Genomic DNA, 23,575 nt, shown 5'->3' with positions numbered 1-23,575 from the left:
GCCCTTTTCCCAGCTACAGGAACCGTATCGCACTTGGCGCAATGTGCTCCGAAGCGGGAGATCAGGACATGTTCCAAGGCGCTGCCCGCGATGGGGTAGAACCCTTCTGGAGATTGGCCTGCATAGCGTTCGCCATTTCCCGCCTGGCGGCATCGGCCCACTATTCGATATCCAAAAACAAAAAGTCGTACTGAAGGCTCGCCTCAGCCACGGTTATCCTGCCCTGAATGCTCCCCAACCCCCGCGCCCTTACGCTTGGCCGTCCACCGCCGAATCTAGTTCTCCGTCTTCGTGCTCGACGTTGTTCCTCGATTATGACGTGAGCAGGTTTTGGTGTGCCATTGCAGCGTGCATCTTCGCCTGGAAAGGTTTTCAGACGTAAGTAGACCACTGCAGCTCTAGACGATTATCCAGACTTTGCTGCGCCGAGTTGCAGTCGACGCCACACAAAGTTAAATTCTGATGGCCATGGTCAATCCCATGGCCGGGCGTGACAACCCGAGGATCAAGGGCGCGGTAGCCTAATAGCCCACAGCCAATGCTAAGCGTTCGGCTGCGTGCAGTTTATGGCGGGCCGTGCGGGGCAGGTTTAGGCCTGGCCGGTTCCCTTGGTTCCCGGTTGTCACCCCCGTACGGTCCGCCTCCATACCGCGTGACAACGGTGGTGGCGGCTCCTTAACCGAACCAAGGAGCAGCATGAACATGCATCGTCTTCCTTTTAAGCCCGCGCCCCTCCTCCACCTGCCTTCCATGCGCTCTACCTTCATCGCGGAGGTGGATCATGACTGACCCCAAAGGCACGGTTCTGCCGTTCCCCGCTAATCAAATCCTGTTGCGACAGCCGGAATTCACACATGAATCGCCAGAAGCGGATGCCAATCTGCGCGCGTCGATGCTTGGTGATCTATTGGATCGCCTAGCGTTATCCGACATGAGCGACACAGGTGATCCTGATGATTTACACCAGCGGATCACGGCTTATATGGCTCGGGATCTGCTCGATGAAATGGTGACGCTCTATCGTCGAGCCCTGTCGGAAGCGCGCGCTAGGTAGGAGTAAGGGTTGGCAGGAGGCCGCTCTTGCGGCTTTCTGCCTGCCCGCTTCTGCCCAAGCAGCCTCTGCACTTGAATCAAGCGCAGCGCGGTTGAGACCGAATCAAGGTGTCATTCTGTGATCTGGACTGACGCGAAATCCAGGCGTACCGAGTGGTCGCTCGCTGTCCCTTCAATCGCAATAGAGGAGCCGTCACCCACAAGAGCGGAAGGGTGATGCCCTCTTCCTCATCAGGCTAATTTGAATCGCCGCACTAGGGCTTCAGGCCCACCTGCCAACTCGGACAGCTGCTGACTCGCCATGACGGTTTGCCGATTGCCATCGTCGGTCTGAACCGAAAGATCACAAATGCTGACCAGATTGCGATCTACTTCGCGAGCCACATAGGCTTGCTCCTTCGAAGCGGTGGCGATTTGTAAATTACGATCTTCGATCAGTTTGACGGCCTGCAAAATGTCATTCAACGCCTGGCCTGCCGTCTGAGCAACCTGATAGGTCTCGTGCGCCTGAGCTGTACTGACCTGCATCGAGTCGACCGCTTCCATAGAGCCCTGCTGATTACAGCGTGCATCTTCGCCTGGAAAGGTTTTCAGGCGTGAGTAGACCACTGCAGCTCTAGACGATTATCCAGACTGTGCTGCGCCGAGTTGCAGTCGACGCCACACAAAGTTAGATTCTGATGGCCATGGTCAATCCCATGGCCGGGTGTAGCAACCTGACAAACCAAGGCGCGGCAGCGTCATAGCCCACAGCCAATGCGTAGCATTCGGTTGTGTGCATTCTATGGCGGGCCGTGCGGGGCAGGCTTCGGCCTGGCCGGTTCCCTTGGTTCCCGGTTTGCTACCCCCGTACGGTCCGCCTCCATACCGCGTAGCAACGGTGGTGGCGGCTCCTTAACCGAACCAAGGAGCAGCATGAACATGCATCGTCTTCCTTTTAAGCTCGCGCCCCTCCCCTGCCTTACCTCGTTGCGTTGTACCTCCATGATGGAGGTGAACAATGGCTGACACGAAAGGTGCGGTCCTTCCCTTCCCCGCCAACCCAGCCTCGTTGCGACAGCCTGAGTTCACCAGGGAGTCGCCAGAGGCAGACGCGGATATACGGGCTTCAATGCTCAGCGACCTGTTGGATCGCCTAGCCAACGATCAGGGTAACGCGGATAGCCCAACAGACCTACGTCATCGAATTTCGGCCTATATGGCTCAAGATCTACTCGATGAAATGGTGACGCTCTATCGCAGAGCGCTATCAGAGGCACGTCACCCTTAGGAGAGGAGACAGCTGAGCGTCGCTCGTGTGGCGTTCAGCTGTCCATGGGGTTGTGACGACTAGAAAAGTCTATGGCTTTGGCGAGAGATTTCTCCAAAGCGGCTACCACCGCTTGTTCATCAGCATAAGCCGCAAATCGGTTCTGAAGGGCTGATTTAGAGCGTTCCAGCTTCGCTTTTCGAACCTTCGACTCTTGTTCCAACAGGCCAATATCTAGGTTGACCACCGTATAAGGCCGACTGCCGCGTGTCATTACTCTCTCCTCTTAACGGATACGACGTGAGTAATGAGACCAGCGTTAAGGATCCTCCGATCAAGTTTCCAAACGTCCACCAGCCTGTGCTGAAATCACCTTCGCCCAGCCACTACGAAAGCCTGTCATGAGCCATGATGAGCTTTTCCGATTTCGAATACGCCGGCAAGCGCAAGCAGACCCGCCGCGAGCGCTTTCTCGCCGAGATGGATCAGGTGGTGCCCTGGGCAGAGCTGGTGGCGCTGCTCGGGCAGCACTACCCAAAGGCGGGCAGCGGGCGCAAGCCGTATCCACTGGAAACGATGCTGCGCATTCACCTGTTGCAGAACTGGTTTTCGCTGAGCGACCCGGCGATTGAGGAGGCGCTATGCGAGATCACGCCGACGCGCCAGTTCGCGCGCCTGACCTTGAGCGCGCCGATCCCCGAAGACACCACGATCATGAAGTTCCGGCACCTGCGGGAGAAGCACCAACTGGCGGTTGGGATTCTACAGGTCATCAACGGCTACCTGCAGGACAAGGGCCTGTCGCTGCGCCAGGGTACTATCGTCGACGCCACCATCATCCAGGCGTCGAGTTCGACGAAGAACAAGGACGGCAAGCGCGATCCTGAAATGCACCAGACGAAGAAGGGCAATCAATACCTCTTTGGAATGAAGGCGCACATCGGCGCCGAAATGGAATCGGGGTGGCGCACCACGTTCACGGCACTGCATCCAACGTCGCGGATGTTACCCAGGTGGCCGAACTGCTGCATGGCGAGGAGAACGCGGTGTATGCCGATGCCGGTTACACCGGGGGCGAGAAGCGAGAAGAGCCTGCCGGGCGTACCGTGATTTGGCAGATTGCAGCGCAACGCAGCACTTACTCGACCTTGCCCAACGCAGCCTGATCTACAAGGTCAAGCGACGGATTGAACGCGCCAAGGCGCCGACTCGGGCGAAGGTCGAACACCCATTTCGGGTCATCAAGCGCCAGCTCGGCTACGTGCAAATGCGGTCCGTGGGCTGGTGAAGAACACGGCGCAACTGACGACCCTGTTCGCGTTGTCGAACCTATGGATGGCTCGAAAACACATGATGGGTAGAGGTGAGTTGCGCGTTTAGAACGGCAAAACGGGCTGAAAAGCCCCGCTTGGTCGTGCGCGTGGGCACCGACGACTAAAACTTGGACGTGATCTCGGTATTTTTGCGTCCGTCAGATCCTTTTGGCGAAGTTGCTCGGAGCTTCCCAAATGGCGGAGTATCAGCTTACCTCCAACGAGGTTTTCGCAATCCTTGACCCTAGCATGGCCCTTCAAGTCAAAGGAGAATTGAAAACAAAGCGCCGGCCCCGTTGCACCAAGATCTATCGACATCCTGGTACTGGCGCGACTATCGAGACGCGAGGCGCCAACCACAAGCTACTCAAGCAATGGAAGGCCGAGTATGGGGCTGCAACAGTAGAAAGCTGGTTGCAGTTGTAGTCGAGACGCGACCTGGTCATGGATACTTCGCAGCCAGGTCACTTAGCTTCGTGACTTGAGCTTCTTTCTACCCTTCCTTCAGCCAGCGCTCGAACGTCGCGCCCTGCGCTCCATCCATCTGTGGAGCGTAGTAAACCAGCCGTAGATGGCGGTCCACATCGACTGTAAGCGTCGTGTGTTCAAAAACCATCTGGCCTATTCCATCGAGCCGGAAGTATCGAATCCCTTGGCAGGGCCCATGGATGTCCTGGCGATTCCACCAGTCACAAAATTCTGGGGCTACCCGCTCCAGGTCCTTTACCAGTCCCACGATGTCTGCGTCCTGGGTTCCTTGGACAAAATCGCGCCGGAAGCTCGAAAAGATCTGGACTGCCTGGTCCTCCCACGGATCGAGAAGCTGGCGTAGCCGCTTGGACGTAAACAGCATCCACAGCAAATTACGTCGCTCAGGAGTCTGCTCCGAAAAGCCAAACAGTCGGTCGGCCGCGTCATTCCAAGCCAACACATCCCAGCGCAGGTTCAAGACGTAGGACGGGCGGGCATCCAGATCCTCTATCAACCGGATAATCAGGGGCGGAACTACGCACCACGTCCTGCCGGGCTCACACGGTGGCCGCTGTTGGGCGAGTAGATAGAGATGGCGACGCTCCGTGGCATCGAGCTTGAGTGCACGGGATAGATTGTCCAAAAAAGTCGAGGACACGCTGATTTCTCGGCCCTGTTCGAGCCAGGTGTACCAACTGAGACCCACCCGTGCCAGCGTCGCTACCTCTTCACGCCGTAGCCCAGGTGTCCGCCGTCGCCCACCGGAAGGCAACCCAACCTCTTCAGGCGTCAGCCGCTCCCGGCGGCTTCTTAGAAACTCTGCAAGCTCAATCCGAGAACGTTCGAAAGACCGTGCCGCCGGCATGCCATTACTCCTAGTAACAGTATAAGCAACCAAATTGTAACAGGCTTAAAAGGGTGCGAAGAATAGCGCGTCCTGGCGCCGAGTGCCTTATGTCAGGGCTGTCGCGCGAGGAGGAACAGACGCGCTTGCTATTACTGTCTAGGAGTCAAACGGATGTACAACACGCTCTTGCATCAGAAGTTGGAAGCCCTCAAACAGGCCGACCAGTACCGCACCTTTACGACCTTGAACCGCCTGTGTGGTCGTTACCCTTTGGCCCGCTTGGCCGACGACTCGCAATCAGCGGTCGTAATGTGGTGCAGCAATGACTACCTCGGAATGTCCCAGCATTCCGAGGTACGTAGCGCCATGCACGAGGCCTTGGATGCCTACGGTGCAGGTTCAGGAGGTTCGCGCAACATTGGGGGCTCCCATGCGTTGTACGGACAATTAGAGCAAAGCTTGGCCGACTGGCACGGTAAGGAAGCGGCACTGGTGTTCCCTACCGGCTTCGGGTCTAACGAGGCCACCCTACAGTGTCTGCTGCGGGAGCTGCCCGATTGCGTGGTGATCAGTGATGAGCGTAACCATGCCTCGATCATCAACGGTATCCGCTCAACCTCAAATGAGCGCCATATCTTCCGGCACAACGATCTCGAGCACTTGGAGCAACTACTGCAGACCTCCCCCCATGACCGGCCCAAAATCATTGTATTTGAGTCGATTTACTCCATGGACGGCGATGTCGCACCTGTTAAGGAAATTGTTGCGCTGGCCAAGCGATACAACGCTCTAAGCTACCTCGACGAAGTACATGCGGTAGGGATGTATGGGCCTAGGGGTGCCGGTGTTGCGGCTGAACTAGGCGTTGCGGAGCAGGTAGACATTATTCAAGGCACTATGGCTAAAGCCATTGGTGTCATCGGTGGCTATATCGCCGCAAGCTCCGTCATCATTGATGCTGTACGTTCCTTTGCAACGGGCTTCATCTTCACCACGTCTCTGCCGCCCGCGGTAACGGCGGGCTGCCTTAAGAGTATCGAACACCTCAAGCGTAGTGACGTAGAACGGCAGCGGCTGCACGCGCATACCGCAAAACTGCGCGGCAAGCTTCTGGAGCAAGACATCCCCGTCATGCCCTGCTCACGCACTCACATACTGCCGGTATTGATCGGCGATGCCGAACGGTGCAAAGCGGCTGCAGGGCGCCTCTTGCAAACCCATCGCATCTATCTCCAGCCAATCAACTTTCCTTCGGTCGCCGTAGGCACGGAACGTTTCCGCGTTAACGCAACGCCCAACCATAGCGATGAGCAGATCGAGCAATTGGCCCTTGCCCTACGGGAAACCTTCGAGCATTTCGCCATTCCTTTTGCCTCCCAGCGGATTGGTGCGGAGGTTGCGTGATGAGCATCTCTTACGACATCCGTCGTGCTACGCCTGACGACATTCCTGCTCTTATCGAGCTTAGAGCCCATCTACTAGATGCCGGCGGAGCGCCTTACGCCAGCCGTACATCTGCAGACATTGAGCGTTGGCGCAGCGCCTACCCGCTTTGGCTGGCGGCCCGTCTTGAAAGATCAGATCGGGTACTCATCCTGTGCGCTGAACATAAGCACACCCAAGCCATACTTGGCTGCGCCACAGGCATCATTGATGACCGCGCCCCGGCTCCGGATTGTCTCAATGGCCGATCGGGTTGGGTTCAGTCGGTTGCCGTAACACCTGAGCTGCGCCGCTGCGGTATCGCAACGGCACTCATGCAGCGGCTTCTAGACTGGTTCAAGGCGCGCCATGTGAACTCAGTAGCTCTGCAAACTACTGCCGCTGCTACCTCGCTCTACCACATGCTTGGCTTCGCCTCGACTGGCGAAGCCCTATTGGTACGTGCGGAGGGCCGGCCATGAACGTCCTGATCATCGGTCTGGGCTATGCCGGTCACCGGTTTTGGCGTGCCTTTGAACACCTGTCCGTTAGTACTGGCATGCCCTTGCGCTTGGCGTATGTTGATCGGAAACCCAAGGCATCAGAACTGCCATTCTTTCCTACGGTGGCGTCCGCGCTTCATCACTTCGAGCCCGACATCGTCGTGGTCAGCGTCAACGATGAAAGTCATGCACGAATCCTGGCGGAGCTAAGCGGATATCGTGGCTTCGTGCTGTGCGAGAAACCACTCGTTACTCCCGCTGACGACCTGACACTCGTTGCCGAGCAGCTAAGTCAGGTGAGTGGTTTTGCCTTGGACTTGGTAGAACGGTACTCACCCGCCACACAATCTCTGCGTCGGCAGATCAGCGCACAGGGTTGGTCGCTGGTGAGAGCCAGCTTTCACTGGGGTAAGGACCGGCTCAATGACTACCGCCCTACCTGCGGTGTCACCAGTGAAGTCATCCATGCGCTGGATCTGGTGTCGTGGATCTGCTCCTCTGCAGATCCTTTGCAGATTCACGATGTGCTCGGAGTACGTTCGGACTTCTCGATTTCCGGACATTCCGTGCTGGATACCGTCTCTCTCACCGGAACGTTGGGCCAGGCCACACTAGTAGGCTATGCCAGCTTCGTGAACATCGTGCGTCAGCGCACGGTGGACCTCAGCTTCATCGATCAAGAACAGCGAGTCATTCAGGCGCGCCTGGTCTTCGATACGCCGTCCTGGGATCAGGATCACCTGCGAATTTGGACGCGCAATGATCAAGGACGGGAGCAACTGATCGATGAACAGTGTTTTAGCCCTGCCCAACCCGGACTCGAAACCCTACACAAGCTGAGTCGCCTCTGCCGCCAAGTAGTGCGATGGGTATTCCTTCGCGAGATGCCCTCACAGCCCTTTGCAGACCTGCAAACGGCTATCGCTCTACAGCACCAGCTTAACCTGATTGAGACCTCAGCCCGTTGCCCTGCTCCGGCCTGCTATGTCCCTTACGGGAACCGCAGCCTGCTACCGGAAATGAGTGACTTGGAAACATTGGGCTGACTTCAAAGGAGATTGCCAATGTGTGGCATTACTGGCTGGCTGTCTTTCAGCCAAGATCTTAACCTCCAGCGTTCTACCTTGCAGCGCATGACCGAAACGATGACGCGACGAGGACCTGACGCGGGCGGCCTGTGGATTGATGGACCAATTGGACTCGGACATCGACGCCTCTCCATCATTGACCTCGAAGGCGGTCGCCAGCCAATGACGGCGGCCTTCGGCAGCGACCCTGAGGCGGTAGCCATCACCTACAGCGGCGAGGTCTATAACTTCCAGGACCTCCGGCGCGATCTGCAAGTACTCGGACATCAGTTCAAAACTCGCAGCGACACCGAGGTAGTCCTGCACGCCTATCTGGAATGGGGCTATGACTTCGTCGAACGACTCAATGGCATGTACGCCTTCGCGATCTGGAACAGACGCAAGCAAGAACTGTTACTAGTCCGTGACCGGATGGGGGTCAAGCCGCTCTATTACTTTCCAACTGCCGATGGCGTGATTTTTGGCTCCGAGCCCAAAGCCCTGATAGCGAACCCTCTGGTACCTCGCAAGATTCAAGCAGATGGTCTGCGTGAAATCCTCGAGATGGTGAAAACCCCAGGGCAGGCCATCTTTGCTGGCATGCGCGAAGTGCTACCCGGCGAATGGATCAGGATTGCCCGCAGTGGTCTGCAACGGCAGCGTTACTGGAAGCTTGAAGCACGGGAGCACGAGCACTCGTTGGACCAGACCATCGGCCACACGCGTGATCTACTCGAAGACATAGTTGAGCGCCAGGTCGTTTCGGATGTGCCCTTGTGTAGTCTGCTTTCAGGCGGACTCGACTCTTCTATCATCACAGCGCTGGCATCGCGCAAGCTGATCGCAGCGGGAAAAGAGAACATCCGCTCTTTCTCGTTGGATTTCGCTGATCATGGCCAGGGCTTCGCAAGTGATGCTGTTCGAGGTACGCCCGATGCACCCTTCGTCGCGGACTTGGTGCAGCAGATCCAGTCCCACCATGGCGAGGTCGTCCTCGACAGTCGGGAACTTGCCGATCCGCAGCTGCGGGCGCAGGTTATCCGAGCGTTGGACCTACCCCCAGCTTTTTGGGGCGATATGTGGCCGTCGCTCTATCGACTCTTTGAAGAGGTCCGACAGCATTCTACTGTCGCCTTGTCCGGGGAAAGCGCAGACGAAGTATTCGGCGGCTATCGGTGGTTCCACGATCCAGCTGCCATCCAAGCGCACACTTTTCCCTGGCTGACTTCCGTAACGGAGAAATATTTCGACGGCAAGACGTTGTTCGATCCAGGCTTACTAAAACATCTGGATATGCAGAGTTTCCTACAGGACAGCTATTCGCAGGCTATTGCTGAGGCGCCTGGCTTGCCGAGCGAGGCTGCCGGTGATCGTCGGATGCGGGAGATGAGCTACGTCAACCTGACCCGTTTTGTACAGACGCTACTAGATCGCAAGGACCGGATGAGCATGGCGGTTGGACTGGAAGTAAGGGTGCCATTCTGTGACCACCGCTTGGTCGAATATGCCTTCAACATCCCCTGGCAGATGAAGGCCTTCGACGGTAGAGAAAAGAGCATTCTGCGCGCGGCGACACGCGACCTTCTGCCAGCGTCCATCGTCGAGCGCGTGAAGAGCCCCTACCCCTCGACGCAAGATCCCGCCTACGAGCAGGGCCTACGCAGAGCCCTAGCCGCTATCCGGGAGGACTCGAATGCGCCCGTCCGCCCCTTCCTCGACTTCACCCGTGTAGAGGCAGCGTTAGAAAGGCCCCTTGGCGCCCACTCGCCTATGTATGACCGCATGGGTATGGAACTCGCGGTCGGGCTTGATACTTGGCTGCGGGAGTACGACGTCAGCGTCGAGCTTTTCTAGCTACTTGGGCGACCGCCGCGTCGCCCCTTCACTTCCTATTTACCGACTCACCTCCGTGAGGACTTTGTCATGCCTTCAAATCGTACTTCACCCACCTATCTCATCGCCCTGGGCGCATTCGCCCTTGGGATGGCCTCCTATGTGACAGCAGGGCTCATCCCGCTCATCCAAAGCTCCCTCTCAGTGTCAGTGGCCACGGCGGCCCAACTGGTTACCGCCTTTACCCTTGCTTATGGCATCGGTTCGCCCATGTTCGTCGCCCTCGTGCCGCCCGGCCGGCAGCGTGCCGGACTGTTACTCGCCCTACTGGTCTTCGTACTTGCGAACGCAGGAAGCGCCCTTTCTGATAGCTTTCTGACGCTTGCGGCTTGCCGCGCAATCGCCGGTATCGGTGCCGGTGTCTACCTCGCCATGGGCATTGCTGCCGCCGCATCGCTCTCTACTCCAGAACGCCGCGGCAAAGGTATCGCCGTAATTTTGGGCGGCATGGCCAGCGGTGTCGTGCTGGGTGTACCTCTGAGTTTGCTATTGGCTGACCAGTGGGGCTGGCAAGCAGCTCTATGGTTAATCACGCTCCTGGGCGCTGTGAGCTGGGCGGGCCTTTACCTGTGTCTGCCAGCGCTACCCAAGGCGACCGCCAGCTCCCTGGGCCAAAAACTTGCCATGCTTGGTGATGGCCGAGTCCTGACCATTTTGCTCGTGTCGTTGCTCGCGGCCGTATCCAGCCTCGGCATGTATACCTTCATCGCCCCTCTGCTGTCCGACCCTGCCTACGGTGGTATCCACTCTGTTACGCCCTACCTTTGGGTATGGGGTATCGGCGGTGTACTAGGAAGCTTCCTGATTGGCCCTTTGGTTGATCGCGTTCGTAGTGCGATGCTGACGCTGGCGATCATGGTCATCCTGGCCGTGTCTCTGCTCCTCCTTCCTCAAACCGCACAGTGGAATCACTGGCTTGTCATGCTGCCCATTGCCGCATGGGGCGCGGTCGGCTGGGCCCTGCAGGTACCGCAGAACAACGAGCTGATCCAGGCGCGCCAACACCATGGTGATGGCAACCTTGCAGTGGCCTTGAATGAATCAGCCTTGTACTTGGGTAGCGCGCTTGGTGCGGCTGCAGGCGGGTTCGTTCTACTGCTCGAACAGCCGGTCGGTAATCTGGCGCTCTACGCTGCCGGCGTAGCCACGCTTGGCGCCTTTGCCCAACTGTTCCTGCTACGCCAGAAAGGCACGGCATCCCATCACGCCCATCTCGATTCTAAACACTGACTAAAGGAGAAAGGCGGTGGAACTGCGCCACTTACGCTGTTTCATCGCCGTCGCAGAAGAACGTCATTTTGCCCGGGCAGCGGCACGACTGCGTATCGAGCAGTCGGTTTAGGGAGAGCGCCAGAAGCGATTTAACCCTGGTATCTCCTGTTGGTCGTGCGCTATGAGGGCGTTTCCACCGACGGTGGCCCCGTTTGCAGGAGCCACGGAGACCGGACCTATTCACCCCTACTCAATTGACCTTACGTCTGCCATGCACACGTATCCTCCTGAAGCCACCGGCTCTGACGAGCCGATCAAACCTGACTCGCTTGACCCGCTGGCCCGATCAGTTTCCGGCGATGCCGAGTCCCGTTCTTCTCGACAGGGTGCCCCCGCTAAGGCTCAGCAAGCTGGCCAGGTAGAAGATTCTCTTCTCGAGCCCGAAACGTACAAGGCAGGAACGGCCTACGAGTCATTACGGATCGTCACCCTCGACGAACTGCGTCCCTTTGATCATAACCCCCGTACGGTAAGAAATCCGGCCTATGACGAGCTCAAGGCTTCGATCCGCGAGCGTGGTCTGGACAGCGTACCTGTCATCACGCGGCGTACTGGCGAGTCTCACTACATCATCTACAGCGGAGGTAATACGCGCCTGTCGATCCTGCGCGAGCTCTATGCCGAAACCGGTGAGGAGCGCTTTTTCCGGCTGACTTGCCGGTATCGTCCGTGGACCGAGCGTGGCGAGCTGGAGGCACTGACGGGCCACCTGGCCGAGAATGAACTCCGTGGCAGCCTGACCTTCATCGAACGCGCCAAAGCCATCCAACGGGCGCAAGCGCTTTACGAGCAAGAAGCCGGACGCACCCTCTCCCAATCCGAACTGGCGCGACGTCTCAACGCGGATGGCTATCCCGTTCGCCAATCCCACATCAGTCGCATGCAGGAAGCGTTGCGCTATCTGCTCCCTGCCATACCCACCGTGCTGTACGCCGGCCTTGGACGGCATCAAGTAGAACGCCTTGCGATTCTAAGACGGGCGTGCGAACGCACCTGGCAGCGTCTGGCAAACCACCGCGAGCGCCACACCTTTGCCGAATTGTTCCAACACGTATTGGCGCAATTTGATTCTGCGGGCGAGCACTTTTGCCCACGACGCGTGCAGGACGAGCTGATCGCACAAATGGCAGCAGCGCTCGGGATGCATTACGAGGCGCTGGCACTGGACATCGATCAACAGGAAACGCGCCAACGTGCGCTCTCGCAAACGCCATCGCTCACCTCGCATGTGTCGGGACAGACACCCAATGAGACTGATTCGGGTACCACCCCACGGCTCATGGCCATTCAGCAGTTGATTGCCCGCCATACCGGTGAGCCCTTCGCGCAGCCGGGAAACACGCCTCACATGGCTCAACCTTCTCTGGGCAGGGATGAATCCAGTTACTCTTCGACGTGCGTTGAATCAGTGCGGCCCCAACCTGAGCGCCTGCGAGAGCAGATTGCGCCCCTTGCCCAACAATTGGCTCGAGACGCAGGTGTCGAGCCCTACGTGATCTCCGAACCAAGCCACCTAGGCTTCTCCTGTACGTGGCCGAGCGATGCCCATGCCCTGCAGCCCGCCGCGCGTACCGTGTTGCTCCTGCTTCACGCGCTCACTGGCACCGCTCAGACGCTACCCCTGGTCGACCGCGCAGCCCTTGCCGATGGACTCGGCGCGCTCTTGCAGGGTCAGGCGGGCGAGATCGCCCCACTAAGTGGACCTTCGCTCTCACTGCTATTCCGGCTCATCCGCCACACCCGTCGCCTCAACCGCCTAGAGGCCGGTTCTTTCTCTTGATCCTGTGCACTGTTCCGAGAACCTCTGTCATGCCGACCAGCCACCCTCTGAACCAAGCCGTACTGACCCAAGCCCTACATCACTTACATCACGGCGAGCTTCGCCGCTGCCAAGCGATGGGATTTGACGAGGAGGAGCTCGCCGCTCTGAAGCAGCCAGACCTGGTCAGCCTTCTGGTGAATGCGCCAGTCTCATGGTGCACGGTGTCGATCAATCGCGACGTGATCAAACGTCTGCTTGGACAATCTGCCGATGTGAGTCAGGAAATCGCGCAGATTGATCGCATGCTGCGCCTGGGCAGCAGCAGCGAGATGGTCAGTCACCGCTTCGGGCTCACCCACCAAGAGGTTGCCTTACGCCGCAAGGTGCTGGGCTTACCCAAACGCAAAGGCCGTTATCCCGCGCTGGACGATGCGCAGGACGCCGCACTCTGGCGGCAATGGAAAACCGAGGTAGTGCAACGAGGGCTATCAACCGAGGACGAAACCGCCATGCTCGAGCTGGCCATGGAGCTTGCCGAGACGCATGAAATACCGCTCGCCGTTCTCTGGTCGTCGGTTCGTCGCTGGACCGACCAACCGGGGGCGTAGGCATGGCCCACGAGGCGTTGCGGCGCGCAAGTCCCGCGCCCCTGACAGCTGTCTTTAATGACGTCCTGCGTACTCTCAAACCATCCCCAAAGGCAGACGGCACGCCCCAGGACGGTTTCCTCTACAGCGGTAACCGCCACGACAGCCTACCGCGCGCGCTCCTGCTTGATCGTCGTTTGACGCCGCTAGAGCGCAACGCTTGGCAGGTTTTGCACCTGCTGCTGGATCGCAGCGGCCTGACAGCCTTTCCGACCTACGAGCGGCTCCGTCCGTATTTAGCGGTCATGCCTTGCACCGCGCAAGCGTCCAATGAAACCGTTGCCCGCGCTCTGGCTCTCCTCCGACTGACGCGCTGGCTGAGCCTCGTCAGGCGACAACGTGATCCTCACACCGGCCGTATCCAGGGCAACCTCTATGTCCTGCACGATGAGCCTCTCACGCCGTTCGAAGCAATCCAGCTGGATCCGGACTATCTGAAGCTGGTGAGCCAAGCACTGAGCCACGCGGCGAAGGCAGTGCAGGTGGTCGCGCGACAGGTGCTAAAGGAGGTGACTGAAGATCCGCAGGTCAACCAGCGTAGCCTTCCCACTCGCTTGCAGATCATTGCTCAACGTCTCGCTCAGCAGGGCTGGACGGACAAAGGCGTACTGGCGGTAACGGACCCTGAAATCCCGAAATCCGAAGACAGTACGCCCGCACCGTCTTCGGATTCCGAAGCAGGTGCAATCCCTGATTCTGACGGCGCCCTTCGGAATCCGAAGGCAGACCGTACTGTACGTAAAGTAGATAAAGAATTAGTACGTACGAAGATGACTGTGTCTAACGACCTCGTACTCCCCCCACGCTTTCTTGCTCTTGACCGTGAGCAACAATCCGGCGCCCTGGCGGCCCTCAAGCCCGTGGAGCCTGCACAGCGACAGGCAATCCTCGATGAATGGACAGCCCGCTGCGAACGCTCAACGGTTCGTAATCCTGCTGGCTATCTGTTCGGCATCATCCAGAAAGCCCTGCGTGGCGAATTCAACCGCGCTGCAGCGTCTACCCCTACCCCACCACCGCTGCCGCCTGAGCCGACCCCGATCATTCCTGCCGAATCGTCACCGGCACGCGCGCGCCAAACGTCACGAAATCCTGAGGTAGGTCGGGCTCACTTGGATCAACTGCGATCAGCGTTGCGCCTTCCTCCGCGGGACGCTATCCCCAGGGGATAGCTCACCGACCAAGGGCACAGGTCATCCCGCATATGGGCAGATCAACAAAAACGGTCCTGGCATGACCGACCACGCACTCCTTGCTGAGCTATCCCCAGGGGATAGCTCGAGACTCCCAGATGGGGTAGTAGTAACGGGATCTACGGTACTCAACTCAGCGCCATTGTCCTTTGAAAGCTATCCCCTGGGGATAGCTCCAGGACTCATGCTGGATGTAGACCTCTCACTATCTTGGCTTCTTGCATGGGCTGCCGTGCAGTCGCGGACCTGATCTATCCCCAGGGGATAGGTGACGGGACCCAAGATAAATCACACGTCTTGGATCAATGTCGCATAGCCCAGCGAGGCTTATCCCGGAGCTATCCCCAGGGGATAGCTATCACACGGCTCGCAACCGACGCGCTTAGCTAACACCTAGCGAAAACTGGTAAAGCCCCAGTACGCCTTAATCGCAGCCTCAAGACGGCCCTGCATTGGAAAGTAGGGACTCGCCTTCTCGGGAGTCTTCCATGCGCGCACCCTACGCTACCGCTTCCCTCATACCCGCCTGCGCCGGGGCGGCCCTAGGCCTCCTGTTCCAAGGCTGCACCCCACTGTCATCCGACCCAGAAAGCGCGTTGTCCGACACCCCTCCTGTACGCTCTCCAGCGCCCGTACCGGAACAGGATCTTTTGGTTGTCCGCCAGGGACGCTACACCCTGGTCGAACAAGGACCTGAACTCGCTCAACGCAACCTGATGCGTCAGGTTGTGGACATTTCCATCCCCGCCGGCGCCGACCGTACTGTGGGCGAGGCCCTGCACTATGTACTGATCCGCTCCGGCTTTTCGCTGTGCGAGACGCAAGAGGCGGCTCAGCTCTATGCGCTGCCCTTGCCGGCCGCACACCTGCAGTTGGGGCCGCTGCCGCTGCGTGAAGCCCTAAAGACCCTGGCAGGTCCTGCCTGGACGCTCCAGGTTGATTCGCTCGCTCGGCGTGTGTGCTTTGCACCTGCGCCCACCCATCCAACCGAGGGTCAGCCATCGTGAGGGTGCGAGCGTCTTTTCTGGCCATGCGTGCTGATCGTCTACAACGCCTGGGCGGCGCCGCCTGGTTACTCGCACTCAGCATCCTGATCGTGCATGACCACATGGGCCAATCGCGCCTGCGTCAGCAGCTAGCGCAACACGATGACCAGCCGAACCTTCATGAGCTGCAGGCAGATATGGCCACCCTCACTGCCCGACTGGATGCCCTACCAACGCCAGAGCACCTGGTCAGCCCGACCGAGCTAAGCGCGGTACGCGAGGACCTTAAAGCCAGCCTGGCTGCCGTTGCCCAGCAACAAGAAAAGCATGCCCAGGCTGCGGACGTGCTGACCTTGCACCAACGCACTGACCGACTTGAGGCTCAGTTGCACGCCCTGATGCGTCAAGCAACGGCGCCTCGCGAGAAGCGCCGAACACCGGCACGACCTGCGCCAAAGGCCAAGGCGTCCAAACCGCCCTTTCAGCTACTTGGTGCAGAGCAACGTGGCGGCCACACCTTTCTGTCCCTGTTACCGGCTCATGAACAAGGGCTCAACGCCGTCACGCTGCTCCGCGTGGGCGAGTCCCTGGGCCACTGGCAGCTCACCGGCTTGACCCAGGACACCGTGACATTTCGGGTGGATGGCCAGGTGCGGCGTCTGCCACTGCCTGGAGGAGACATGCGATGACACAACGGTTACCCGCGATCATGTTGCTCAGCCTGATCCTCAGCTCAATCCAGGCTGTTCAGGCATCCCCTGCGCCCGCCTCCCACGACCAGACGCGTTGGAGCGAGACCCAACACAGCCGCCTCGTGCTGAGCGAGGACGCACAGGCCCAGGCATGGGGTCTGCAGGCCAATGAATGGGTACGCTATCGCGAGCTGATGCAGGGGCCGCTGGGTATCTACGCGCCGCACCTGGACCCGTTGACCGCCTTGGGTATCGAGGCGCGCAGTGACGAAGAGCGGACGCGCTACGCGGAGTTGCAGGTCAGAGCCGAGGCCCGACGCGTCGAGAAACTGCTGACCTATCAGCGCGCCTACGACGCTGCCTGGCAGCGCCTTGCACCTGACTTGCAGCGGGTCACGCTTGAGGATGCCAAGGTGGTAGAGGAAGCGCGCCTTTCCGTGTTCGTCAAAGCCGAGTGCCCGCCCTGCCTTGAACGTGTCCGGCAGTTGCAAGCACAGGGTCGGACCTTCGACCTGTACCTGGTGGATAGCAAAGGCGATGACGCACGACTACGGCGTTGGGCGCGTCAGGCTCGCCTGGATCCCACGCGCGTTCAACAGCGGACCATCACCCTCAAACCATGACAATGGCCGCTTTCAGTCGCTGGGTCTTGCCGGCGAATTGCCCGTCGTCGCACAGCGGGTGAATGGACAATGGCAGCGACAGTAGCCACGCCAACAAGGCGCCGTCGAGCAGTCGCTGGCGTGGTTTTTTTGTTGTTGGCTTTGGCCAGTGTCGCCGCCTGGGCGCAACCTCAGCTGCCGCCACCGGCCTATCAGCTTGCAGCCCAGCAAGCCGGTGTTCCCTCTCTGGTTCTGTATGCCATAGCACTGCAGGAAAGCGGCCGACGCTTGCAAGGACGGTCAGTGCCGTGGCCCTGGACCCTAAACGTGGCTGGCGAGGCCAAGCGGTTTGCCAATCGCCATACGGCGTGCACCGGCCTGCTTCAGGCCATGGACACTACCCCAGACCGCAGGATCGACGTGGGTCTCGGCCAGATCAACCTGGGTTACCACCGCCATCGCGTCACCCATCCTTGTGACTTGCTAGACCCCTATCAAAACCTTGCGATTGCCGCTGCAATCCTCGTTGAGCAGAGTGCAGCCGCGCCTGATTGGCCAGCCGCTATCGGCCGCTACCACCGCCCGGCCGGCGGCGTCCTTGCCGCACGCTATCAGCGCCTCGTCCAAGCGCATCTGGATCGCCTACAGGGTCATGTAGCTAATGGACTGCAGGCGGGAGGGCTGCCGTGAGACCTGGCTTCGGAAGACGCGCGCTGTTCGTACTCTGTACAGGATGGCTATCCCTGCAGGCAGTGGCGGACCCACTCATCGTGGTGGGTCACGAGGGAGGTGTGTCCACCCAGCCGTACTTCGAGCCGTTCAAGCGGATAGCTCCACCACGTACGGCCACTGTGACGCCTTTTCCTGCCGATGCTTATGAGGCTGAGTCCGCAATGCTACCGGTGCGATCACAAAGACTGCTTCCTGGCGAAGCTTCGACACGAGCGCTCCAGGCACCTGGGCTTAGCCCCCTGTTTCTCATCGGTGATGATGAGTATTCACGTCATTGGCTGCGCCAGCAGCGGCGGCAGCTGAAGGACCAGCAGGCTATTGGCCTGGTGGTAAATATCGACACTGCCGCGGCCTTGGCCGAACTTCGGCGCCTGGCCCCCGACCTCACCCTCATTCCAACCTCAGGGGATGACCTCGCCCAACGCCTGGGGCTGCACCACTACCCTGTGCTGCTCCTGCCAATGGCGGATGACAGGTAGCGCAGGCCATGTCCCATCCGACCGGCTATGAGCGCTGGCTTCGCCCCGCCGTGGAGTTGTACAGCGTTGTCGCCTGCATGCTAGCGGCTGGCCTTGTCGCACTCATCCCCGAAACGTTCGGGCTCTCGGCCCCAATGGCCTCATTCGCCACAACGGCATTCCTATGCCTCGCCGCCGCACGGCTGTATCAGGCTCATCGCATACTGCGCTACCGACGCAATCTTCGGCGGCTGCCTGCCTACACCCTGTCCAGCGCTGCGATACCGGTCAGTACGCAGACGCTGTTCATCGGCCGGGGGTTTCGCTGGGAGGCGCGGCATACCCAACGCTTGCTCGAGACCTATTTGCCGCAGTGCCGCCGCTATGTTGAGCCAAGCCGGTACGACCGCCTTATCCAACACCTTTTCAAACAGCCTTCGCGGCCTGCTCACCTGGCTCAAGCCGCCATTGGCGGCTTGCCTCGCCTGCATGGCGTCGAGCCTGACGAACAAGACGTCTGCCTACCCTTGAACGAGCGTGTGGGCCATACGCTGGTACTGGGTACCACGCGGGTCGGCAAGACGCGGCTGGCCGAGCTCTTCATCGCGCAGGACATCCGCCGCCGCAATGCGCAGGGCGAGCATGAGGTGGTCATCGTGTTCGATCCCAAAGGCGATGCAGATCTGCTCAAGCGGATGTACGCCGAAGCCAAGCGCGCCGGCCGTGAGCAGGAGTTTTTGGTGTTCCATCTGGGCTGGCCAGACAGCTCGGCTCGGTACAACGCCGTCGGCCGTTTTGGCCGTATCTCCGAGGTGGCTACTCGTCTTGCCGGGCAACTCTCCGGTGAGGGCGATAGCGCCGCCTTTCGCGAGTTTGCCTGGCGCTTCGTCAACATCATTGCGCGCGCTCTGGTGGAGCTTGGTCAGCGTCCTGACTATCGGTTGATCCAGCGCTATGTCATCAACATTGATGCGCTGTTTATTCAGTACGCCGAACACTACTTCGCTACACGCGAACCCGAGGCGTGGGAGGCGATCCTCAGGCTTGAGGCGGGACTGAACAGCCGTAATCTGCCGCGGCACATGATTGGACGGGAGACCCGGGTCGTTGCCCTCGAGCAATACCTTTCCAATACGCATCACTTCGATCCAGTGCTTGATGGCCTGCGCAGCGCCGTACGCTACGAGCGCAGCTTCTTCGACAAGATCGTGGCTTCCCTCCTGCCCCTGCTGGAGAAGCTCACCACGGGCAAAATCGTCCAGTTGCTCTCGCCGGACTATGAGGATTTGCAAGATCCGCGGCCGATCTTCGACTGGATGCAAGTCGTTCGCCAACGCGCCATTGTCTATGTGGGCCTGGATGCCCTGTCCGATGCCGAGGTCGCGGCAGCCGTAGGCAATTCCATGTTCGCGGATCTGGTTTCGGTGGCGGGACACCTCTACAAGTTCGGCGTCGACAGCGGATTACCCGGCGCCAAGCCAGGCACCAAGCCCACCATCAATCTCCATGCCGATGAATTCAACGAACTGATGGGTGATGAGTTTATCCCCCTGGTCAACAAGGGCGGCGGCGCTGGCGTTCAGGTTACGGCCTACACCCAGACCCTGTCGGATATCGAGGCGCGGCTAGGTAATCGCGCCAAGGCCGGCCAGGTGATTGGCAACTTCAATAACCTGTTCATGCTACGGGTACGCGAAACGGCCACGGCGGAGCTGTTAACCCGCCAACTCCCGCAGGTCGACGTCTATACACCCACGCAATCCAGTAGCGTCACCGACACCTCCGATCCACAGGCCGCCAGCGCTTTCACCTCCAGCACTCAAGATCAGCTCATGGGCAGCCGCCGGCCTCTCATCGAGCCTGCCCATCTCGTCGCGTTGCCCAAGGGGCAGTGCTTTGCGCTGCTTGAAGGTGGTGCGCTGTGGAAGGTGCGCATGCCCTTACCGCTACCAGACGCCGATGATGATTTACCGACAGATCTTCGCACGTTAACCGCTGCCATGCGCCGGCACCCGCTCGGGCCCAAGACGGCTAAGCAATCTGGCGAACCAGACTCAACACTCCAGGCTGCTCCAGAGCCACCGGCGACTTCGGCTACGGAGGCATCTCCTCATGAATGAAGCCGTAGACACCCGGCCGCGTCGTTACGGAGGGTTTACCCAGCTTCTGATGCTGCCCTTTGCGGTCCTGGGCCTGCTGTGCGCCGCGCTGCTCCTTCGGCTTTTACTGGAAGGCTTTGGCATGCTGTTTGTTTGGCCGGATAACCGCGATCTGCACGCGCAGATCCTTTACGAGCAGGATCGACGCGATCTGGCCAACACGCGTTGGCCAGATCGATGGCAGTCGATTTCCCGTACGTGGCTGGATACCAAAGGCTCAGTGCAGCTTACGGCGCTATCCAACCCGTGGATCGAGCTGCAGAGCAGGCTTTCAGCCGTACCCAGCATCCTTGGCCATAAGACGCCGCGCTTGCCTTGGGCAAAAGAGCGTTCGGGGGTAAAAGAGGCTTTATCTGCAGCCCGGCACAGCGCGCTGAGCGTTGGCATACGAAGCCTACTGCTGCTTCAGGCTCTGCCTTTGCTGATACTGAGCGTGCTCGTAGGTACCGTAGACGGCTTGGTCCGACGGCAAATGCGTCGCTTCAACGTACAGCGTGAATCGGGCTATCTTCATCACCGCGCGAAGGCCCTCTTCCTTCCGCTCACGCTGCTGCCAGGGTTTGTGTACCTAGTGCTTCCACTTTCCCTATCTCCAAGTAGCTTCGTGATTGCAACCGCTACGGCATTGGCGCTGGTAGCCAGTGTCGTGATGGGGTCGTTCAAGAAATATCTATAGCATCATGCCGCTCGCCACCGGCGACCGTGGCGTGCCGTTTATAGTGTGCTATCAAAACTACCTCATCGATGGCACCGAACTAATGCTCGGCGCAGGAGCCACTCAATATAAGCTGGCTTACAGTACTCCAGCGCGCAACAAGTCACCTATGTTGAGGGCACCGATCGGGCACAGCTTTTCATCAATCACCACTAGGGCGTTGATCTTGTGCTCTTCCATGATCTTCAATGCTTCAGCGGCGAGCATCGGGGCGGTGGCGGTTCGAGCACCGCGGGTCATCACGGTTGCGATGGGCGTGCTTCTAACATCAATGCCGCGATCCAAGGCACGGCGCAGATCGCCATCGGTAAAGATGCCGGCGAGCCGGCCGTCGGCAGCCAGGATGCTGGTCATGCCCAGACCTTTACGTGACATCTCCAGCAGGGCATCGCACACCAGCGCGTCTTCGCTCACCTGTGGTAGGTCGGTGCCGGCATGCATGACACTCTCCACCTTAAGCAGCAGGCGGCGACCTAGGGCGCCTCCCGGATGGGAGAAGGCAAAGTCCTCGGCGGTGAAGCCACGGGCTTCGAGCAGGGCGATAGCCAGAGCATCGCCCAGCACCAGAGTAACGGTAGTGGAGGAGGTGGGCGCCAGATTGAGCGGGCAGGCCTCGGTGGTGACGCTGGTGTCCAGGTTGACGTCCGCAGCCTTGGCCAATGGCGAGGCGGGGTTGCCGGTAAAGCTAATCAGGGTAACACCCAGGCGTTTGATCAGCGGTAGCAAAGTAAGGATTTCGCTCGAGGTGCCCGACTGGGAGATGGCGATAATGACGTCGTTGCGAGTGATCATGCCCATGTCGCCATGGCTGGCTTCGGCCGGATGCACAAAGAAGGCCGGACTGCCAGTGCTTGCCAGTGTCGCAGCGATTTTGTTGCCGATATGGCCGGATTTACCCATCCCCAAGACGACGATGCGACCATGGCAATCGAGCAGCAAGCGGCAGGCCTTGGAGAAGCTCTCTTCAACGCGGGCGCTCATAGCAGCCAACGCTGCTCGCTCTATATCTATGGTGCGCTTTGCGGAGGCAATGAAATCTATTGAATCAGGCATGGGCTCAGGTCAGATGCGGAATAATATGAAATTATATGGGCAAAGCCCTGCCGACTATCAACCACTATCCTGATGTTCAACAAGCTATTATGGGATGGACCATCCCTCTAGTTAATAAGGCGGCAGCGCTAGCGTTCAAATTAAGGCCTATACACAGACTCTATCGGATATCGAGGCACGGATCGGTAATCGCATTCAGCACGCGCAAGTGCTCTATGAGCAAGATCTGCATGACCTTGCCAGCACGTCTTAATTAGATCGATGGCAGCCTCTTTTGCTCACGTGCCTATAGACCAAGCGGTCAGCAGTGCTTGCCGCGTTATCTATCCGCTGGATCTAGCTAGAGCGTGCGCTCCCATACGCGCCCAGCATCCTTGGCCGCAAGATTCTACGGTCACCTTCAATGGAAAGTCCGTGGCCAAAAGGTGCTTTGTTGGTGGTCCGCTACAGTGCGCTTAGCGTTGGCGTACGAAGCCTGGTGCTGCTTCAAGCCGCACTTTTGCTGATACTGAGCTTGCTCGTAGGCGTCGTCGATGGCTTAGTACGACGCGAGGTGCGCCTTTTCAACATTCAGTGGGAATAGGACTACCTTCATCACCGCGCAAAAGCCCTCCACCTTCCGCTCACGCCGCTGTCAGAGTGCGTGTATCTCATGCTGGCGATCAGCCTATCCGTTGGCAGCTTGGCGCCTGTTAGCGCGATCATGTCAGCCTGATGGCCGCATTCACTGTCGGGTCGTTCAAGGTGCATTTCTGATGAACATGTTTGGCTATTCCATCCGAGCCAGACGTTCATGGCAGTGATCGTCAGTCTCGAATACAACACGTTTCACGTGGAACGCTGTCTTACGACTCAGGGCAATCAGCGTTGCTGATGCATACGGCGCCCTTACCGGTCAGTCAATAAGTCAGCCCATCGAGCGAAGCAAGATAAACTTATGACGGCTGTCCCATCATTTACTCCACGCAAGAATTGCTGTGAGGATCAGGCTGCGCTGCATGAAGACGTTACGCTCTGGTCGTCTCGAGTAGCTCAGCATGCTGTTCAAAATCATCCGCTAGCTGCTGCAGCGTGACACTTTGCAGGCGCGTCAGCAGCAAAGCCTGCGCGGCATCGAACGCCTCGGTCAGCGCATTGTTTACGGCTCGTTCAACCAGACATTCAGGATGATCGGTCGCCAAACCTATGGCGAAAATCGACGTCGAACCAAGCGCTTGGTGGATATCGAAAAGTGTGATCTCCGCAAGTGGCTTTGCCAGCTTCCACCCTCCCCGATGACCCTTTTCAGAGCGAACGTACCCCTGCTCCTTGAGCAGCGCCATCGTTCTACGTACCACCACCGGATTGGTACTCAGCATCTGCGCCAAGGTGTCAGAGGTCGCTGGCTGTTCATGGCGAGCCATGTGAATCAGCGTATGCAGCATCCGCGATAGGCGCGTGTCATTTCTCATAGCTCAAAAACCTCACTTCAGCCGCCCAGCTTCTC

General features: G+C 59.0%; 21 protein-coding genes and 4 pseudogenes. 20 read left to right on the top strand and 5 right to left on the bottom strand.

Features of this window, described 5'->3' with window-relative positions:
• Window positions 1-781 precede the first annotated feature (781 nt).
• Window positions 782-1,054: a hypothetical protein gene (locus ACWPW1_RS01450; protein WP_434775476.1), complete on the top strand. Its 273-nt coding sequence runs from the start codon at window positions 782-784 to the stop codon at window positions 1,052-1,054.
• Window positions 1,055-1,284: 230 nt separating this feature from the next.
• Here ACWPW1_RS01450 and ACWPW1_RS01445 read toward each other — a convergent pair whose 3' ends face one another.
• Window positions 1,285-1,599, bottom strand: a complete 315-nt coding sequence (locus ACWPW1_RS01445) for a methyl-accepting chemotaxis protein (protein ID WP_434775475.1) — start codon at window positions 1,597-1,599, stop codon at window positions 1,285-1,287.
• 758 nt (window positions 1,600-2,357) lie between these two features.
• The gene (locus ACWPW1_RS01440) at window positions 2,358-2,576 is read right to left on the bottom strand and encodes a hypothetical protein (RefSeq protein ID WP_434775474.1); all 219 of its coding nucleotides are present in this window, start codon (window positions 2,574-2,576) and stop codon (window positions 2,358-2,360) included.
• Window positions 2,577-2,713: 137 nt separating this feature from the next.
• Between ACWPW1_RS01440 and ACWPW1_RS01435 the strand changes: the two are divergent.
• Together ACWPW1_RS01435 and ACWPW1_RS01430 are read left to right on the top strand one after the other, a co-directional pair.
• Window positions 2,714-3,682, top strand: a pseudogene (locus ACWPW1_RS01435) (IS5 family transposase).
• 128 nt (window positions 3,683-3,810) lie between these two features.
• Entirely contained in the window at window positions 3,811-4,041 is a 231-nt protein-coding gene (locus ACWPW1_RS01430) for a histone-like nucleoid-structuring protein, MvaT/MvaU family (protein WP_454252294.1), read from the top strand.
• 67 nt (window positions 4,042-4,108) lie between these two features.
• On the opposite strand, the gene ACWPW1_RS01425 is transcribed toward ACWPW1_RS01430, so the two are convergent.
• On the bottom strand, window positions 4,109-4,951 hold the full coding sequence (locus ACWPW1_RS01425) for a helix-turn-helix transcriptional regulator (RefSeq protein WP_454252293.1): 843 nt from the start codon (window positions 4,949-4,951) through the stop codon (window positions 4,109-4,111).
• A gap of 153 nt (window positions 4,952-5,104) precedes the next feature.
• Here ACWPW1_RS01425 and hemA point away from each other — a divergent pair, with 153 nt between their 5' ends.
• The 16 genes and pseudogenes from hemA (at window position 5,105) to ACWPW1_RS01345 (ending at window position 20,997) form a co-directional block, all read left to right on the top strand.
• The gene (gene hemA / locus ACWPW1_RS01420) at window positions 5,105-6,337 is read left to right on the top strand and encodes a 5-aminolevulinate synthase (RefSeq protein ID WP_434775471.1); all 1,233 of its coding nucleotides are present in this window, start codon (window positions 5,105-5,107) and stop codon (window positions 6,335-6,337) included.
• Entirely contained in the window at window positions 6,337-6,837 is a 501-nt protein-coding gene (locus ACWPW1_RS01415) for a GNAT family N-acetyltransferase (protein ID WP_434775470.1), read from the top strand. The genes hemA and ACWPW1_RS01415 overlap by 1 nt, the downstream gene beginning before the upstream one ends.
• Window positions 6,834-7,904: a Gfo/Idh/MocA family oxidoreductase gene (locus tag ACWPW1_RS01410; RefSeq protein WP_434775469.1), complete on the top strand. Its 1,071-nt coding sequence runs from the start codon at window positions 6,834-6,836 to the stop codon at window positions 7,902-7,904. Before ACWPW1_RS01415 ends, ACWPW1_RS01410 begins: the two co-directional genes overlap by 4 nt.
• An 18-nt stretch (window positions 7,905-7,922) precedes the next feature.
• Window positions 7,923-9,779 carry an asparagine synthase (glutamine-hydrolyzing) gene (gene asnB, locus ACWPW1_RS01405; RefSeq protein ID WP_434775468.1) on the top strand — a complete coding sequence of 619 codons (1,857 nt, stop codon included), beginning with the start codon at window positions 7,923-7,925 and terminating at the stop codon, window positions 9,777-9,779.
• A 69-nt stretch (window positions 9,780-9,848) separates the two neighbouring features.
• A complete protein-coding gene (locus ACWPW1_RS01400; RefSeq protein WP_434775467.1) occupies window positions 9,849-11,048 on the top strand; it encodes an MFS transporter in 1,200 nt (399 codons plus the stop codon).
• A 16-nt stretch (window positions 11,049-11,064) separates the two neighbouring features.
• Window positions 11,065-11,151, top strand: a pseudogene (locus ACWPW1_RS01395) (LysR family transcriptional regulator); the annotation flags it as partial.
• A gap of 150 nt (window positions 11,152-11,301) precedes the next feature.
• Window positions 11,302-12,306, top strand: a pseudogene (locus tag ACWPW1_RS01390) (ParB family protein); the annotation flags it as partial.
• Between the two features lie 593 nt (window positions 12,307-12,899).
• Entirely contained in the window at window positions 12,900-13,460 is a 561-nt protein-coding gene (locus ACWPW1_RS01385; RefSeq protein ID WP_434775466.1) for a DUF2857 domain-containing protein, read from the top strand.
• A gap of 2 nt (window positions 13,461-13,462) precedes the next feature.
• On the top strand, window positions 13,463-14,671 hold the full coding sequence (locus tag ACWPW1_RS01380; protein WP_434775465.1) for an STY4528 family pathogenicity island replication protein: 1,209 nt from the start codon (window positions 13,463-13,465) through the stop codon (window positions 14,669-14,671).
• 509 nt (window positions 14,672-15,180) lie between these two features.
• A complete protein-coding gene (pilL2, locus tag ACWPW1_RS01375) occupies window positions 15,181-15,699 on the top strand; it encodes a PFGI-1 class ICE element type IV pilus protein PilL2 (protein WP_454252292.1) in 519 nt (172 codons plus the stop codon).
• Between the two features lie 23 nt (window positions 15,700-15,722).
• Window positions 15,723-16,367 (top strand): hypothetical protein, encoded by a 645-nt coding sequence (locus ACWPW1_RS01370; RefSeq protein WP_434775463.1) that lies wholly within the window; start codon window positions 15,723-15,725, stop codon window positions 16,365-16,367.
• A pseudogene (locus tag ACWPW1_RS01365) lies at window positions 16,364-17,078 on the top strand (TIGR03759 family integrating conjugative element protein). Before ACWPW1_RS01370 ends, ACWPW1_RS01365 begins: the two are co-directional and overlap by 4 nt.
• The gene (locus tag ACWPW1_RS01360) at window positions 17,063-17,662 is read left to right on the top strand and encodes a transglycosylase SLT domain-containing protein (protein WP_434775461.1); all 600 of its coding nucleotides are present in this window, start codon (window positions 17,063-17,065) and stop codon (window positions 17,660-17,662) included. The pseudogene ACWPW1_RS01365 and the gene ACWPW1_RS01360 overlap by 16 nt, the downstream one beginning before the upstream one ends.
• A complete protein-coding gene (locus ACWPW1_RS01355) occupies window positions 17,659-18,183 on the top strand; it encodes an integrating conjugative element protein (protein ID WP_434775460.1) in 525 nt (174 codons plus the stop codon). The genes ACWPW1_RS01360 and ACWPW1_RS01355 overlap by 4 nt, the downstream gene beginning before the upstream one ends.
• An 8-nt stretch (window positions 18,184-18,191) precedes the next feature.
• Window positions 18,192-20,282, top strand: a complete 2,091-nt coding sequence (gene traD, locus ACWPW1_RS01350) for a type IV conjugative transfer system coupling protein TraD (protein WP_434775459.1) — start codon at window positions 18,192-18,194, stop codon at window positions 20,280-20,282.
• Window positions 20,275-20,997 carry a DUF4400 domain-containing protein gene (locus tag ACWPW1_RS01345; RefSeq protein WP_434775458.1) on the top strand — a complete coding sequence of 241 codons (723 nt, stop codon included), beginning with the start codon at window positions 20,275-20,277 and terminating at the stop codon, window positions 20,995-20,997. The genes traD and ACWPW1_RS01345 overlap by 8 nt, the downstream gene beginning before the upstream one ends.
• Before the next feature lie 117 nt (window positions 20,998-21,114).
• Here the strand turns inward: ACWPW1_RS01345 and ACWPW1_RS01340 are convergent, their stop codons facing one another.
• The gene (locus tag ACWPW1_RS01340) at window positions 21,115-22,089 is read right to left on the bottom strand and encodes a KpsF/GutQ family sugar-phosphate isomerase (RefSeq protein WP_434775457.1); all 975 of its coding nucleotides are present in this window, start codon (window positions 22,087-22,089) and stop codon (window positions 21,115-21,117) included.
• Between the two features lie 403 nt (window positions 22,090-22,492).
• Between ACWPW1_RS01340 and ACWPW1_RS01335 the strand changes: the two genes are divergently transcribed.
• Window positions 22,493-22,672: a DUF4400 domain-containing protein gene (locus tag ACWPW1_RS01335; protein WP_434775456.1), complete on the top strand. Its 180-nt coding sequence runs from the start codon at window positions 22,493-22,495 to the stop codon at window positions 22,670-22,672.
• A 424-nt stretch (window positions 22,673-23,096) separates the two neighbouring features.
• Here the strand turns inward: ACWPW1_RS01335 and ACWPW1_RS01330 are convergent, their stop codons facing one another.
• Window positions 23,097-23,540 (bottom strand): Rrf2 family transcriptional regulator, encoded by a 444-nt coding sequence (locus ACWPW1_RS01330; protein ID WP_434775455.1) that lies wholly within the window; start codon window positions 23,538-23,540, stop codon window positions 23,097-23,099.
• Window positions 23,541-23,575: the final 35 nt, after the last annotated feature.

The organism is Pseudomonas sp. Marseille-Q7302 (assembly GCF_965111925.1).
The sequence above is the reverse complement of the archived record's forward strand: the minus strand, read 5'-3'. Positions and strand labels throughout refer to the sequence as shown.